Annotated in this window: 14 protein-coding genes; 8 read left to right on the forward strand and 6 right to left on the reverse strand. The window is 62.7% G+C overall.

Translation table 11 applies throughout. The annotated features are described in order from the left end of the window. Positions 1–217: 217 nt before the first annotated feature. Genes ACR1XV_RS06725 through ACR1XV_RS06735 form a run of 3 tightly spaced genes read left to right on the forward strand, consistent with a single transcriptional unit; the run spans position 218 to position 3,234 of the window. Positions 218–1,696: a leucyl aminopeptidase gene (locus ACR1XV_RS06725; protein WP_480529615.1), complete on the forward strand. Its 1,479-nt coding sequence runs from the start codon at positions 218–220 to the stop codon at positions 1,694–1,696. Between the two features lie 4 nt (positions 1,697–1,700). Beyond that, on the forward strand, positions 1,701–2,159 hold the full coding sequence (locus tag ACR1XV_RS06730) for a DNA polymerase III subunit chi (protein WP_480529616.1): 459 nt from the start codon (positions 1,701–1,703) through the stop codon (positions 2,157–2,159). A gap of 28 nt (positions 2,160–2,187) precedes the next feature. Continuing rightward, positions 2,188–3,234: an aldo/keto reductase gene (locus tag ACR1XV_RS06735; RefSeq protein ID WP_480529617.1), complete on the forward strand. Its 1,047-nt coding sequence runs from the start codon at positions 2,188–2,190 to the stop codon at positions 3,232–3,234. A 69-nt stretch (positions 3,235–3,303) separates the two neighbouring features. On the opposite strand, the gene ACR1XV_RS06740 is transcribed toward ACR1XV_RS06735, so the two are convergent. Then, the gene (locus ACR1XV_RS06740; protein ID WP_480529618.1) at positions 3,304–4,290 is read right to left on the reverse strand and encodes a GlxA family transcriptional regulator; all 987 of its coding nucleotides are present in this window, start codon (positions 4,288–4,290) and stop codon (positions 3,304–3,306) included. A 131-nt stretch (positions 4,291–4,421) separates the two neighbouring features. On the opposite strand from ACR1XV_RS06740, the gene bcoG reads away from it, so the two are divergent. Continuing rightward, complete coding sequence (gene bcoG / locus ACR1XV_RS06745; RefSeq protein WP_480529619.1) at positions 4,422–5,336, forward strand: 3-dehydrocarnitine:acetyl-CoA trimethylamine transferase BcoG; 915 nt, start codon at positions 4,422–4,424, stop codon at positions 5,334–5,336. Between the two features lie 78 nt (positions 5,337–5,414). After that, positions 5,415–6,878 (forward strand): carnitine 3-dehydrogenase, encoded by a 1,464-nt coding sequence (locus tag ACR1XV_RS06750; RefSeq protein WP_480529620.1) that lies wholly within the window; start codon positions 5,415–5,417, stop codon positions 6,876–6,878. Here ACR1XV_RS06750 and ACR1XV_RS06755 read toward each other — a convergent pair. Next, positions 6,875–7,057, reverse strand: a complete 183-nt coding sequence (locus tag ACR1XV_RS06755) for a hypothetical protein (protein WP_480529621.1) — start codon at positions 7,055–7,057, stop codon at positions 6,875–6,877. The two genes, ACR1XV_RS06750 and ACR1XV_RS06755, sit on opposite strands and share 4 nt — an antisense overlap. A 72-nt stretch (positions 7,058–7,129) precedes the next feature. Beyond that, the gene (locus tag ACR1XV_RS06760) at positions 7,130–7,990 is read right to left on the reverse strand and encodes a helix-turn-helix domain-containing protein (protein ID WP_480529622.1); all 861 of its coding nucleotides are present in this window, start codon (positions 7,988–7,990) and stop codon (positions 7,130–7,132) included. Between the two features lie 108 nt (positions 7,991–8,098). Between ACR1XV_RS06760 and ACR1XV_RS06765 the strand changes: the two genes are divergently transcribed. From ACR1XV_RS06765 to ACR1XV_RS06775, 3 genes are read left to right on the forward strand one after another with little or no spacing between them, the layout of a single operon-like run. Continuing rightward, a complete protein-coding gene (locus ACR1XV_RS06765; RefSeq protein ID WP_480529623.1) occupies positions 8,099–8,302 on the forward strand; it encodes a DUF2061 domain-containing protein in 204 nt (67 codons plus the stop codon). After that, positions 8,295–9,197 carry a fatty acid desaturase gene (locus ACR1XV_RS06770; RefSeq protein WP_480529624.1) on the forward strand — a complete coding sequence of 301 codons (903 nt, stop codon included), beginning with the start codon at positions 8,295–8,297 and terminating at the stop codon, positions 9,195–9,197. Before ACR1XV_RS06765 ends, ACR1XV_RS06770 begins: the two co-directional genes overlap by 8 nt. Positions 9,198–9,218: 21 nt before the next feature. Next, the gene (locus ACR1XV_RS06775) at positions 9,219–10,121 is read left to right on the forward strand and encodes an EamA family transporter (protein WP_480529625.1); all 903 of its coding nucleotides are present in this window, start codon (positions 9,219–9,221) and stop codon (positions 10,119–10,121) included. Here ACR1XV_RS06775 and ACR1XV_RS06780 read toward each other — a convergent pair. The 3 genes from ACR1XV_RS06780 to ACR1XV_RS06790 form a co-directional block, all read right to left on the reverse strand. Then, on the reverse strand, positions 10,118–11,515 hold the full coding sequence (locus ACR1XV_RS06780; protein ID WP_480529626.1) for a DEAD/DEAH box helicase: 1,398 nt from the start codon (positions 11,513–11,515) through the stop codon (positions 10,118–10,120). The two genes, ACR1XV_RS06775 and ACR1XV_RS06780, sit on opposite strands and share 4 nt — an antisense overlap. A 184-nt stretch (positions 11,516–11,699) precedes the next feature. Then, complete coding sequence (locus ACR1XV_RS06785; protein WP_480529627.1) at positions 11,700–12,641, reverse strand: glycosyltransferase family 2 protein; 942 nt, start codon at positions 12,639–12,641, stop codon at positions 11,700–11,702. A gap of 21 nt (positions 12,642–12,662) precedes the next feature. After that, entirely contained in the window at positions 12,663–14,267 is a 1,605-nt protein-coding gene (locus tag ACR1XV_RS06790) for a peptide chain release factor 3 (protein ID WP_480529628.1), read from the reverse strand. Positions 14,268–14,304: the final 37 nt, after the last annotated feature.

Below are 14,304 nucleotides of genomic sequence, written 5' to 3' on the forward strand. Positions count from 1 at the left end.
AGGCATCTCGGCCCGATCACGGCACAGGGGATTCGCGGTGGGGCATGCAATCATGCGCGACGGCCTATGCCTGCCGATTGGTGTCACGTTCTCTCCCCCGAGCCTGCCGTTATTTTGGCGCGACCATAATGCAAATGGCTGGCGGGGAAAACTGCTATCTGGTCATCTGCGACCGCGCGGGCTAGGTCTGTGGCAACGCATTTTTCAGGAGAAAGACATGAGCAGTCTGGTGCCCGTCCGTTTTACCCCCGTCGATCTGGATGCCATGGCCACGGCCAAGGGGCGTGTCGCGATCATCATCCCCGACGACGGCAAGATGAGCCCCGCCGCGCGCCGGGCCAATCGCCTGACCAAGGGCGCGGTGGCGCGGCTGGTGGAAAGCGAGCGCTTTGGCAAGGCCAAGTCCGGCGATGTGATCTCGCTGGCGTGGCCCACGGGGATGGAGGCCGAGGCGTTGGACGTGCTGGTCCTGCCGCGACGTCCCGACCATGACGAGGCGCGCAAGGCCGGGGCCAAGCTGGTGAAGCTGGCGGGCGGCAAGGCCGTTCTGGTGATGGCGGCCAATCAGGTGCGTGCCGAGGAACTGGTGCTGGGCATGGTGCTGCGCGCCTATGAGTTCGACGCGCACAAAACCAAGGACTCGGACCCGGCCGGAGAGATCGTGATCGCCCATGCCAAGCCCGACGAGGCCGAGGCCGCCTTTGCTCCGCTGTATGCGGTGGCCGATGGTGTGCGCATGACGCGTGATCTGACCAACGAGCCTGCGAATGTGCTGACCACCACCGAGTTCGCCGACCGTCTGGCCGAGATGGAAACGCTGGGCCTGAAGGTCGAGGTGCTGGACGAGGACAAGCTGGCCGAGCTGGGGATGCGTACGCTGCTGAGTGTCGGGCAGGGGTCCGACAGCCCGTCGAAGGTTGTCGTGATGGAATGGAGTGGCGGCGACAAGGATGACGCACCGCTGGCTTTGGTCGGCAAGGGTGTTGTGTTCGATACCGGGGGGATCTCGCTGAAACCCGCGGCGGGCATGGAAGACATGACTATGGATATGGGTGGCGCGGGCGTCGTTGCAGGCACCATGCGGGCGCTGGCCAAGCGCAAGGCCAAGGCCAACGTCGTGGGTCTGGTTGGGCTGGTCGAAAACATGCCCTCAGGCAATGCCACGCGGCCGGGTGATGTGGTCAAGTCGATGAAGGGCGACACCGTCGAGATCATCAACACCGATGCCGAGGGCCGTTTGGTTCTGTGCGACGTGATGTGGTACGCGCAGGATCGGTTCAGCCCGGTGGGCATGATTGATCTGGCCACCCTGACCGGGGCGATCATCATTGGTTTGGGGCATGAGAATGCCGGGGTCTTTTCCAACAATGACACGTTCTGCGATGCTTTCCTGAAATCGGCCAGGGCCGAGGATGAGGGCGCTTGGAGGATGCCTCTGGGTGAGAAATATGACGAACTGCTGAAATCGCGCATCGCCGATATGAAGAATGTCGGTGGCCGGTATGGCGGCTCGATCACCGCAGCCCAGTTCCTGCAGCGCTTCGTCAAGGAAGAGACGCCGTGGATTCACCTGGATATCGCGGGTGTGGCCTCGGTCGCGTCCGAGACGTCTTATGCGCCCAAAGGCGCCACGGGATGGGGCGTGCGCGCGCTGAGCCGGTTCGTGCAGGACAATTTCGAGACGGCGGAAGACTGATCCCGTGGGGGCCGTCTATTTCTACCACCTGACCCGTCAGCCGCTGGAGCACACCTTGCCCGTGCTGCTGGACAAGGCGCGGCAGGCCGGGTGGCGGATTGCCGTGCGGGGCGTTGACCCTGCGCGGATGGACTGGCTGGATGAAAAGCTGTGGCTGGGGCCCGAAGAGGGGTTCCTGCCACATGGCCGCGCCGGTGGGCCGCATGACGCGGGGCAGCCGATTTTACTGACCACCGGGGCCGAGGCTGCCAATGACGCGAGCTGCGTCATGGCGGTGGATGGTGCGGCGGTCGAGGCCGATGAGGTCACGGCGCTCGAGCGGGTTTGTATCCTGTTTGACGGGAATGACCCGGAGGCGGTTCAGCGCGCGCGGGGCCAGTGGAAGGCGCTGACCGGGGCGGGGTGTTCGGCGCAGTATTGGTCAGAAGAATCAGGACGTTGGGAAAAGAAGGCCGAGGCGTGATCGGCCGCGCGATTTCAGGAGAATTCGGATGGAAATGAAGCCTTTGGGCCGCACGGGGATCATGGTGTCGGATCTGTGTCTGGGCACGATGACCTTCGGCACACAGACCTCGGAAGCGGATGCGCATCGTCAGATGGACATGGCGCTGGCTGCCGGGATCAATTTCGTCGATGCGGCCGAGATGTATCCGGTGAATCCGATTTCGGCAGAAACCGTCGGGCGAACCGAGGAGATACTGGGCAACTGGAACGCCGCCAACCCCGCGCGTCGGGGCGAGTATGTGCTGGCGACCAAGCATTCGGGTGCCGGGTTCATGCATGCGCGCCGCGGGGCACCGATCTCGAAGGAGACGATCCCCGAGGCAATCGAGGGCTCGCTGCGCCGGTTGCAAACGGATTGCATCGATCTGTACCAGTTTCACTGGCCCAATCGCGGCAGCTATATGTTCCGTCAGAACTGGGATTTCGCACCATCGGGGCATAACCGGGATGAGGTTGTGGCCGAGATGCAGGATTGTCTGGTTGCGCTGCAGGCGCAGGTGGACAAGGGCAATATCCGCGCCTTTGGTCTGTCGAATGAAAGCGCGTGGGGCACGGCGCAATGGCTGCGGGCAGCGGAGGAGGTCGGGGGCCCTCGGGTCGCGTCGATCCAGAACGAATACTCCCTGCTATGTCGGTTGTTCGATACCGATCTGGCCGAGCTTTGTTTGTTCGAGGATGTCGGTCTGCTGGCGTTTTCGCCTTTGGCCGCCGGGTTTCTGACCGGCAAGTATCAGGGTGGTGCGGTGCCCGTCGGGTCGCGCATGTCGCTGGTGCCCGAGATGGGCGGGCGCAAGTCAGCGCGTGTGTTTGATGCCGTGGCAGCCTATCTGGATATCGCCGCGCGGCATGGGCTGGACCCGGTGCATATGGCGCTGGCCTGGTGCCGCAGCCGGGCGTTCATGGAGTCTGTGATTTTTGGTGCGACGACCCTGGCGCAGCTGGAGCATGTGCTGGCGGGCAAGGATTTAACATTGTCGTCTGAGGTGATGGACGAGATCAGCGCGGCGCATCGGGCGTTTCCCATGCCTTACTAAGGGGGCTCTGCCCCCGTCGCCTTTGGCGACTCCCCCGGGATATTTTTGGCCAGATGAAGGGGGATCCGGTTAGTGATGGGTGGGTTGCGTGCGATCTTGCCTGAGGTCGCGGGCCGAGAGGCCGTGGGCGGTTCGGAAGGCACGGGCGAAGCTGGATTGTGAGGTGAAGCCGGTGGCCAGCGCCACGTCCATCAGCGAGAGATTGGTGTCGGTGACCAGACGGCGGGCCTCGGCCAGTCTGAGCTGCAGGTAGTGGTCCTGTGGCGTGGTGTTGAGGCGCAGGCGGAATTGTTGCTGCAAGGTGCGCGGGCTGGTGCCCAGTGTTTCGGCGAGATTCGCGAGGGGGAGGGGATCGTCGAGCGATGCCTCCATCAGCGCGTTTGCTTTGGCAGTCAGGGCGGTGTGGCGGTGCGGCGCGCCTGTGCGGCTTTGGGGTTTTGAGGGCTCGGATGTACCTTCGTAGAGGAACAGGCCCGAGACGCGGGCGGCGAAGCCTGCGCCGTGGCGGGCGGCGATGATGTGCAGCATCATGTCGACAGCCGGGACGGCCCCGCCGGAGGTCAGGCGGTTTTCGGAGACGGTGAAGCGGTCGGGGCGGACGTCGATTTTGGGGAAGCGGGCGGCGAAGTTTTCCAGGTCTTCCCAGTGGGTGGTTGCGGCGTGGCCGTCGAGCAGACCGGCTTCGGCCAGCAGCCAGGGGCCGCCGTCGATGCCGGCCATGGTGGCCCCGGTTGCAGCGATGCGGCGTAGACCTGCGAGGAGGCTGGGTGTGGCGTGGCGGGCCAGTTGGAACCCGGCTGCGACGATCATCAGGTCGCAGCCTTGTAGACGGGCCAGCGGGATGCCGGGGACGGTCAGGGCGCTGGTGAGCATGGCGGGTTCGGCGGTAGCGGTCACATAGTCCCAGTCAAAGGCCGGGCGGTCGGCCAGCCGGTTGGCGGCGCGCATTGGATCGACGGCAGCGGCAAAGCTGAGCGTGTTGCAGTCGTCCAGCACCAGCACCGCCGTTTTCAGGGCACGATGTTCGGGCTGGAGGATATTTTTTGCGGATTTCATCAAGTTCGATTCGCATTCTGGCAAGTGTTTCTGCAAGGCTGCGTCAGAGTTGGAAACAACGCAAATCGATAACCGGGGAGAAGTCTGGGGAAAAACCACAGCACAAGCCGGTATAAACTGGGGAAAACGCCATGCCTTTGGAAATGAACCGCGACGTCTTTATTACCTGTGCCGTGACCGGCTCGGGCGGGACGCAGGATCGCAACCCGCATGTGCCACGCTCGCCAGCGCAGATTGCCGAAAGTGCCATTGCTGCGGCCAAGGCTGGGGCGGCGGTGGTACATTGCCATGTGCGTGATCCTGAAACCGGCGCGCCGAGCCGTCGGCAGGATCTGTACCGCGAGGTGACGGACCGGATACGCGAGGCGGATGTGGACGTTGTGCTGAACCTGACCGCGGGGATGGGCGGGGATATTGTGTTTGGCGGGGTGGAGGCTCCGTTCCCGGTGGCGGAGGGGACCGATATGATCGGCGCGTCCGAGCGGGTGGCGCATGTTGCCGCGTGTCTGCCCGAGATCTGTACGCTGGATTGCGGCACGATGAATTTTGCCGAGGCTGACTATGTGATGACCAACACGCCCGGCATGTTGCGGGCGATGGGGCAGATGATGACCGATCTGGGGGTGAAGCCCGAGATCGAGGCGTTTGACACCGGGCATCTGTGGTTTGCCAAACAGTTGGTGGCAGAGGGGGTTCTGGAGCCCGATGCTCTAGTCCAGCTGTGCATGGGCGTGCCGTGGGGGGCACCGGATGACCTGAACACCTTCTTGGCGATGGTCAACAATGTGCCGGATGACTGGACCTTCAGTGCGTTTTCGCTGGGGCGGAACCAGATGGCCTATGTGGCGGCCTCGGTGCTGGCGGGAGGCAATGTGCGTGTCGGGCTTGAGGATAACCTGTGGCTGGACAAGGGTGTGTTGGCCGAGAACTGGCAGTTGGTTGAACGGGCGGGGACTATCATCGAGAATATGGGGGCGCGGGTGATTGGGCCCGAGGCCGTGCGTGAGAAGCTGGGGCTGGTGAAGCGGGCTCCGGTCGCGATGTAGGGCGGATAGGGTGGATTGGGGGCCAGCCCCCAAACCCCCGGGATATTTTTGGCCAGATGAAGCTTGGGATGGGATGAGATGAAGACGGCAGCGATCATTGGGGGCGGGGTTATCGGTGGCGGATGGGCTGCCCGGTTTCTGCTGAATGGTTGGGATGTGCGGGTGTTTGACCCGGACCCCGAAGCCGAGCGCAAGATTGGTGAGGTTCTGGACAATGCGCGGCGGTCTTTGCCGGGGTTGAGTGATGTGCCGTTGCCGCCTGAGGGGGCGTTGAGTTTTCATCAGGATATGGCTGACGCGGTTCAGGGCGCGGTCTGGATTCAGGAGAGCGTGCCGGAGCGGCTTGATCTGAAGCTGAAGGTTTACAAGGGCTTGCAGGAGGTTTGTGATCCGGGGGCTGTTATCGGCTCGTCAACCAGCGGGTTCAAGCCGTCCGAGTTGCAGGAGGGCGCGGTGCGGCCCGGGCAGATCGTGGTGACGCATCCGTTCAACCCGGTCTATCTATTGCCGCTGGTCGAGCTGGTGCCCTCGGACAAGAATGCACCCGAGATGGTGGCGCGGGCGCAGGAGATGCTGAGATCGGTCGGGTTCTTCCCCCTGCATGTTCGCAAGGAAATCGATGCGCATATTGCGGACCGGTTGCTTGAGGCGGTCTGGCGCGAGGCGCTGTGGCTCGTCAGTGACGGGATCGCCACGACCGAAGAGGTGGATGAGGCCATCCGCATGGGCTTTGGCCTTCGTTGGGCGCAGATGGGGCTGTTCGAGACCTACCGCATTGCGGGTGGCGAGGCCGGGATGCGGCATTTCATGGCGCAGTTCGGGCCTGCGTTGAAATGGCCTTGGACGAAACTGATGGATGTGCCCGAGTTTACCGATGGGTTGGTCGACATGATCGCCGATCAGTCGGATGCGCAGTCGGGGATGCGTTCGATCCGGGAGCTGGAGCGGATTCGGGACAACAATCTTGTGGGCATGATGCAGGCGCTCAAGGCGCAGGACTGGGGCGCGGGGGCGGTGTTGAACCGGCATGATGCGGCGCTGAGGCCCGGGGCGCTGCCGACACTGGATCAGGCAGATCTGAGCCAGCCGATCCTGACCCTGTCGCGTGCGGTACCGTTGGACTGGACGGATTATAATGGTCACATGAACGAGGCTAAATACCTCGAGGCTTTCGCCGCCGCCACCGACCGGTTCATGGAGATCATCGGATGTGACGCCGATTACATAGCCTCGGGCGGCAGCTATTTCACCGCAGAGAATCACATCCGTTATGTGCACGAGGCCCATGCGGGCGCGCGGATCGAGTGCCGGACCCAGATGTTGTTGGGACAGGGCAAGAAGCTGCATGTGTTCCACAGCATGTATGAAGGCGACCGGCTGCTGGCCACGGGTGAAAGTTTTTTGCTGCATGTCAGTCTTGAGACCCGGCGCCCCAGCCCTCCGTCGCCCGCGATTGAGGCCGCGATGACGCGGATCGCGCAGGCGCAGGCGGGGCTGCCTTATCCAGACGGGGCGGGAGCGGCGATCCGCAAGCCCGGCTAGCCCTGATTGGGCCCGCGCATCTGGCGGATCGTGCTGCGTACGGCCTGCCAGTCCTGCGCCTGTTTCCGGTTTCCGGCGGCTTCGCATTCGCGCATCTTGCGGGCGGCTTCGGCCTCGGCCTGATCGCCGTGGGCGGTGTAGAGCGCGCGGGCGTATTCTGCGGTTTTGAGTGCGTCCATTCCTGTCATCCTCCATCTCGGATCGAAAAGGTCTGAGGGTTCGCGCAGGGTGACTATACTATAGGTTGCCGCCTAGGTCATGTTTGCGCGCAATTGCTGCAGATGGGCGGGAAACTGGCGGGCGGTCATGTCGGCCTCGCGCACGAGGCGGTCGAAATGGCGGGTAAAGACCTCGATCCGGTCGCGGTCGCGGAAGGCCATGTAGTGACTGCCGGCGTAGAACACGCACAGCAGCGGGCCGAAGATCGTGACCGGCGCGGAATAAAGTCGTTTTGCATCAAACAGATAGATGCGCAGGCGAGGGTAAAGCTGTTCGCAGAGCGTCAGCAGGTGGTCGATCTGATCCTGTCGTGTCTGCAACGGCAGCCCGTGGTAATAGCCGGTGGCGTGGGCAAAGCTGTGAAGCTCATACAGCGGCATGGCGATTTCGTAGTCCGACTGGGCGCGGCGCATCCATGACAGCCGGTCCTCGGACGCGCCGATGGCTTGATCCGCGGTGCGACCCAAATGCGGGGCATATTCCCATTCCAGCACCGCGCGGGTTTTCAGCATGTCGGGCAGGGTGGCCGGGACATAGCGGATCTTGTAGCCCGCCGCCTCTTGATGCCATTCGAAGATGCGTTCATCGACCAGCGCGCGGGCGGCCTCGGTCAGGGTCAGGGAACCCGCCAGCAGCTCGGCCGCGCTTTCGGGGCGGTCCGAGAGCCCCAGCAGCCAGTCGGCCGACACACCCAGCGCTGCGGCGCAGCTGCCGACCACATGCGCGTTGGGCAGGCGCGCGCCGGCGCCGGTCAACAGTTGCGAGACAGTCGAACGATCCACGCCGATATCGCGGGCCAGGGCGCTTTGGCTGATGTTCCGGTCCTGCATCGCGCGGGTCAGCCGCTGGCGGAACTGAGCCGCGCGGTCTCGTTTGTCGATCTTTTCAATCATGTGATTATAAATATCACAGATGATGAGGATTGTTAATCATATCCAGAATTCCCGACCCATAGCCCGATCTGTAACGCTGGGGGCATAAAAACAAGAATGGGGTCCGGAATGGAGACGCGACGAAGATCGGTCGTGAAGGCTGTGCTGTGGAATGTGATGGGGCTGGCGGTGATGACGTTGGTCGGGTTGATCGCCACGGGGTCTGCCGCCTTTGGCGGGGCGTTGGCGTTGGTCAATACGGCCATCGGTTTGACGATGTATGTGGTGTACGAGCGGATCTGGGCCGGGATCGCGTGGGGCCGTCATGGCTGAGCCCACTACGCCACAATCGCCGGAATGGGGTACGTTCGGCCTGATCGTGGGATGTTATCTTGCGTGGTTGGGGGTGATTTTCGGGCTGGTGGGTGTGACCCTTTGGCTGGCCATCCCTGCCATGGGGCTGGTCGCGGCGCTGCATTCGTCGCTGACGCATGAGGCGCTGCATGGGCATCCGTTCCGTCAGAAATGGCTGAATGAGGCGCTGATGGCGCTGCCTCTGACGCTGTTCATCCCTTTCAACCGGTTTCGGGACCTGCATCTGGCGCATCACTGTGACGCCAACCTGACCGATCCGTATGACGATCCGGAAACCAACTACCTCGATCCGCAGGTCTGGTCCGGGCTGATGGGTTGGCAGCGGCGGATGTACCGGGTCAATAACACCTTGCTGGGTCGGATGATGCTGGGGCCTGCCATCGGCCAGATCGCGTTTTTGCGCGATGAGTGGCGCGGCGCGCGGCGGGGGGATCGGGCCATTCTGCTGGCCTGGGGGCTGCATCTGCCCGGAGTGGTCGCCGTGCTGTGGATCGTAGCGCTGTCACCGATGCCGGTTTGGGCGTTTGTCCTGTCGGCCTATCTGGGCCTGGCTCTGGTCAAGATCCGCACCTTTCTGGAACATCGCGCGCATCAGAACTCCCGCGCGCGCACCGTCATAGTCGAAGACCGCGGCCTGCTGGCTTTTCTGTTTCTGAACAACAACCTGCATGTGGTTCATCACATGAATCCGGCGGCGCCATGGTACCGTCTGCCTGCGCTGTATCGTGCCGGGAAAGAGCGTTATCTGGCCTGTAATGAAGCCTATGTCTATCGCTCATACGGGCAGATATTCCGGGCCTATTTCTGGCGGACCAAGGACCCGGTGGCGCATCCGCTCTGGCCAAAGCCCTGATTTGACGACAAAAGGGAGCCCATGAGCTTGTGGATTCCCGTCACCATCGCTGCCGCCGCGTTCCAGACCGTGCGGTTCATGCTGCAGAAATCGCTGAGCAGCGTGAAACTGTCCGCCGCCGGGGCGACCTTTGCGCGGTTTGCCTATTCGATGCCGCTGGCCGTGCTGGCGCTGGTCGGCGCGCTGCAGGTCACGGGGTTTGAGCTGCCGCCGCTTTCAGCGCGGTTCTGGTTGTACGCGGTGATCGGTGGCACCGCGCAGATTCTGGCGACGATCTGTGTCGTCGCCCTGTTCAAGCAGCGCAATTTCGCGGTGGGCATTACCTTCAAAAAAACCGAAGTTATCCAGACCGCCATCGTCGGGTTTCTGGTTCTGGGGGACGAGGTCTCGACCGGGGCGCTGGGGGCGATTTTGCTGGGGCTGATGGCGGTGCTGCTGCTGTCGAAGATGCCGGGGGGCGGGGGCGCTTGGTGGCGCAATCTGACCAATCGGGCCTCGCGTCTGGGGCTGGGATCGGGGGTGCTGTTTGCATTTTCCTCGGTCAGCTACCGGGGCGCGACGCTGGAGCTGGGCGATGTTGATGCGTGGTTCCGCGCGCTGGTGACGCTGGCGGCGGTGGTGACGTTCCAGTTCCTCAGCATGGGGCTGTGGCTGCTGTGGCGCGACCGGGCCGAACTGCGCGCGGTGTGGGACACGCGGCGCACCGGCGTCTTTGTCGGGCTCACCAGCCTCAGCGGTTCGTTCTGCTGGTTCGTGGCCTTTGCATTGCAGAACGCGGCCTATGTGAAGGCGTTAGGGCAGGTCGAACTGATCTTCAGTCTGCTCGCCTCGATCCTGTTTTTCCGCGAGAAAATCACCCGGCGAGAGATCGCCGGGATTGGCCTGTTGGGTTTGTCGATACTGGCGCTGGTGCTGGCCATCTAGGACGCGTCGGCGTCGGTCAGTTCCGTCGGTGTCCCGGCGCGGCGTTCATCAAAGCTGAGCGCGATAAAGCTGGGCAGATGATCGCCCATGCCCACGACCGCCGGGCCGCCGTCATCGCGGCGGCCGCGACTGCGCGGCTTCGGATCACGCTCGCGGCGGCCTTCGCTTTTCTTGCCTTCGGACGGTTTCGCCTTTTTCTCGGGTTTCGGCCGTTCGGCTTTGGGCTTTTCGGCCTTGGGCTCGTCCTTGACCGGGTTGTCGAGGCGCGGGATGTCTTTCTGGATCAGCTTTTCAATCGCATCCAGAGCCTTTTCATCGCGGCCCGAGCAGATCGTGATCGCCTTGCCCTCGCGCCCTGCGCGACCGGTGCGGCCAATGCGGTGGACGTAATCCTCGGCATGGCCGGGGACGTCGAAATTGAACACATGGCTGACCGAGGGGATATCCAAGCCGCGCGCGGCTACGTCCGAGGCCACCAGCAATCGCAGTGATCCATCACGGAACCCATCCAGCGTTTTCATCCGCTGCGACTGATCCAGATCGCCATGGATGGCGGCGGCGTTATAGCCGTATTTCTTTAGCGACTTGGCGCAGATGTCCACATCCGTCTTACGGTTACAGAAGATGATCGCGTTGGTGCAGGCGTCGCCCTCGGCATCGATCAGCGCGCGCAGGGTCTTGCGCTTGGCGCTTGCCTCACGGTCGCGGCGACCGCCCTTGAACATGACCACACCCTGTTCGATGGTCTCGGACGCGGTGGCCTGACGGGCAACTTCGATCCGGGCGGGGGCGGACAGGAAGGTGTCGGTGATCCGTTCGATCTCGGACGCCATGGTGGCCGAGAAGAACAGCGTCTGGCGCGTGAACGGCGTCAGCGAGAAGATGCGTTCGATATCGGGGATGAACCCCATATCCAGCATCCGGTCGGCCTCATCCACCACCATGATCTGAACGCCGGTTAGCAGCAGCTTGCCGCGTTCGAAATGGTCCAGCAGACGGCCCGGCGTGGCGATCAGCACGTCGACGCCACGGTCGATCAGCGCGTCCTGTTCCTTGAAGCTGACGCCGCCGATCAACAGCGCCTTGGTCAGTTTCAGGTGTTTGGAATAGGTGTCGAAGTTTTCGGCCACCTGGGCGGCCAGTTCCCGCGTCGGGCACAGCACCAGCGACCGCGGCATCCGCGCGCGCGCGCGGCCACGGGCCAGCAGCGTGATCATCGGCAGCGTGAAGCTGGCGGTTTTGCCCGTCCCGGTCTGGGCGATGCCCAGCACGTCGCGCCCTTCCAGCGCAGGGGGAATCGCGCCTTCCTGAATCGGGGTGGGGGTTTCGTATCCGGCTTCCTCAATGGCTTTGAGGACCTTCGGGTTCAGGTTCAGTTCGTTGAATTTTGTCATGTATGTCCGGTTCATGCGGACACGTGTACCTGGCCCGCGCGTATGAAAAATGCCGGGCCCGGATGGCCATGCGCCTTGTGCGCATATCGGCTGAAGCGGGGCATAACAAAAACGTGGGGCAGGGTCAAATGAAGAGGGCTTAACCTGTTGCATCTTCGCCGGGTCGGCGAATTCCTGCAACAATTCAGAGGGTTCCGGGGAAGTGTTTCGCCACTTTCCGGTCCAGATCCAGCGGCCGGTGCCGGATCAGGTTGTGATCTTCCAGCCGCGCGCGCACATCCGGATCGGTGGCGCTCATCTCATCGTAAAAGGCGCGCAGGCCCTCGGGGCCCTGTTCGGCCTCGATCCAGCTGAGCAGTTCGTTCATGTTCAACCCGCCCCGGTCGCGCGGCATGTTGGGGGACATGCCCGCCTGATACGAGCCGCGATCCATGCGGAACCTCAGATGCGCCTGCCAGTGATCCCAGCTTGGCGCGTGGCGGTGGCACAGGTCGATCTGCGGCAGTTCGGTTTTGACCGGCAAAATCTTCTTGTTCTGAAACAGGTTATGGATGCGGTAGTTCAGGTTCTCCATCCCTGTGCGCACAAACAGCTTACCCTGCACATGGCTGAGGAACCCGCCCAGAACAAAGCCGCCATAGTTGGGGTAAAGCGTCTCAACCAGCGCCTCGCGCTGCGGGCTTCTGGGGATATGCGCCTTATAGAGGTCATCATCCCCGGCGATGGCCTCAAGCGGGCGCATGCGGACGGCGGGGATGTCTTGGGGGATATCCCGCAACAGCTCGGCCACCGGTTTGGCGGGCCACAGGAATTCGTCCATATCCAGATGGGCCAGCCAGTCCAGATCGGTGTTGCGATAGACAAAGGTGGCGTGGACGGTTTGGCGCAGCTGGTGTTTTTCAGGCCGGTTGCGTCCGCGCTTTTGCCAGAAGGCATCATCGCAGATGCGCACCCGAACCTTTGGATGCCGCCGCAGCGCGCGAAAGGCGCGGCGGTTGGGCTCGTCCAGATAGACGTACATATAATCCGCACCCAGATCGAGGTGGTGGGCGACGAATCGTAGGATATCCATCGCATCGCCACGGACCATCGAGACGGTCCCCCAGGTGGGGCGATCCTGCGTCATATCCGGGCCATCATCCGCGCGTCAGGTCATCATTTCTTTGGTCGCGGTCAGGTTCAGCGCCGGATAATCGCGCTCGACCCGGTCGATGTCCCATTGCAGCCGCGTCAGGTACACGATGTCGCCGTCGTGGTCATGGGCGATGTGCTGCTTGTTGGCGTTGACGAATTTCTCGACCTCGGCCTTTTCACCCCTGACCCAGCGGGCGCTGGTGAATTGCGACGCCTCAAAGCGCACGGGCAGGCCGTATTCCATCTCAATCCGGCTGGCGAGTACTTCGAATTGCAGCGCGCCGACGACGCCGACGATAAAGCCCGACCCGATCGAGGGTTTGAACACCTTGGCCGCGCCTTCTTCTGCAAACTGCATCAGGGCCTTTTCCAGGTGCTTGGCCTTCATCGGATCACCCGCGCGAACGCCTTGCAGCAATTCAGGCGCGAATGAGGGGATTCCCTTGACGCGGATCGCTTCCCCTTCGGTCAGCGTGTCACCGATGCGCAGCTGCCCATGGTTGGGGATGCCGATGATGTCGCCGGCCCAGGCTTCCTCGGCCAATTCACGGTCCGAAGCCAGGAACAGCACCGGGTTCGAGATTGCCATCGGCTTCTTGGTGCGCACATGGGTCAGCTTCATGCCGCGCTTGAAATGGCCTGAGGCCATGCGCACGAACGCCACCCGGTCGCGGTGCTTGGGGTCCATGTTGGCCTGTACCTTGAAGACAAAGCCTGCGACTTTCTTTTCATCGGGCGCAATCTGACGGGGTTCGGCGGACTGAACCTGCGGTTGCGGGCCGTATGCGCCTATGCCTTCCATCAACTCTTTCACACCGAATGAATTGATCGCCGATCCAAACCAGATTGGGGTCATGTGCCCTTCGAGCACCGCCTGCGGGTCCAGCTTGGGCAGCAGTTCGCGCGCCATCTCGACCTCTTCCAGCAGCTTCTCCAGCAGATGCTCGGGCACGTGTTCAGCCAGCTTTGGATCGTCCAAGCCATTGATTTCGATGCTTTCGGCCACCTTGTTGCGGTCGGCGCGGTCCATCAGCTCCAGCCGGTCGCGCAGCATGTCGTAGCAGCCGATGAAGTCGCGACCCACGCCGATGGGCCATGCGGCAGGCGTGACGTCGATTGCCAGCATTTCCTGAATTTCGTCGATGATCTCGAACGTATCGCGGCTTTCGCGGTCCATCTTGTTACAGAAGGTCAGGATCGGCAGATCGCGCAGGCGGCAGACCTCGAACAGTTTCTGCGTCTGGCTTTCCACACCTTTCGCACCGTCGATCACCATCACGGCGGCATCCACCGCAGTCAGCGTGCGATAGGTATCCTCGGAGAAATCCGAGTGACCGGGCGTATCCACCAGATTGAACCGGAAATCGCCATAGTCGAACGACATCGCCGAGGCGGAGACCGAAATACCCCGATCCTTCTCCATCTGCATAAAGTCCGAGCGCGTGCGCCGCGCCTCGCCTTTGGCGCGGACCTGACCGGCCATCTGGATCGCACCGCCATACAGCAGGAACTTTTCCGTCAGCGTCGTCTTGCCCGCATCGGGGTGCGAGATGATGGCGAATGTCCGGCGCCGCGCAATCTCGGGCGGCAGAGAGGGTTGGTTCGAGGTATCAAGCATAGTCGCGCGTATAGGCGGGGAAACCCGCCGAGGCAAG

It is taken from the genome of Ruegeria sp. AD2(2025) (assembly GCF_056542385.1).

What these genes read in the sequence shown, in the direction of transcription:
- ACR1XV_RS06735 (WP_480529617.1), top strand. Translation starts at nt 2,188, where the DNA reads ATGGAAATGAAGCCTTTGGGCCGCACGGGGATCATGGTGTCGGATCTG.
- ACR1XV_RS06725 (WP_480529615.1), top strand. Translation starts at nt 218, where the DNA reads ATGAGCAGTCTGGTGCCCGTCCGTTTTACCCCCGTCGATCTGGATGCC.
- ACR1XV_RS06770 (WP_480529624.1), top strand. Translation starts at nt 8,295, where the DNA reads ATGGCTGAGCCCACTACGCCACAATCGCCGGAATGGGGTACGTTCGGC.
- ACR1XV_RS06740 (WP_480529618.1), bottom strand. Translation starts at nt 4,290, where the DNA reads ATGAAATCCGCAAAAAATATCCTCCAGCCCGAACATCGTGCCCTGAAA.
- ACR1XV_RS06750 (WP_480529620.1), top strand. Translation starts at nt 5,415, where the DNA reads ATGAAGACGGCAGCGATCATTGGGGGCGGGGTTATCGGTGGCGGATGG.
- ACR1XV_RS06755 (WP_480529621.1), bottom strand. Translation starts at nt 7,057, where the DNA reads ATGGACGCACTCAAAACCGCAGAATACGCCCGCGCGCTCTACACCGCC.
- bcoG (WP_480529619.1), top strand. Translation starts at nt 4,422, where the DNA reads ATGCCTTTGGAAATGAACCGCGACGTCTTTATTACCTGTGCCGTGACC.
- ACR1XV_RS06780 (WP_480529626.1), bottom strand. Translation starts at nt 11,515, where the DNA reads ATGACAAAATTCAACGAACTGAACCTGAACCCGAAGGTCCTCAAAGCC.
- ACR1XV_RS06775 (WP_480529625.1), top strand. Translation starts at nt 9,219, where the DNA reads ATGAGCTTGTGGATTCCCGTCACCATCGCTGCCGCCGCGTTCCAGACC.
- ACR1XV_RS06765 (WP_480529623.1), top strand. Translation starts at nt 8,099, where the DNA reads ATGGAGACGCGACGAAGATCGGTCGTGAAGGCTGTGCTGTGGAATGTG.
- ACR1XV_RS06785 (WP_480529627.1), bottom strand. Translation starts at nt 12,641, where the DNA reads ATGACGCAGGATCGCCCCACCTGGGGGACCGTCTCGATGGTCCGTGGC.
- ACR1XV_RS06760 (WP_480529622.1), bottom strand. Translation starts at nt 7,990, where the DNA reads ATGATTGAAAAGATCGACAAACGAGACCGCGCGGCTCAGTTCCGCCAG.
- ACR1XV_RS06790 (WP_480529628.1), bottom strand. Translation starts at nt 14,267, where the DNA reads ATGCTTGATACCTCGAACCAACCCTCTCTGCCGCCCGAGATTGCGCGG.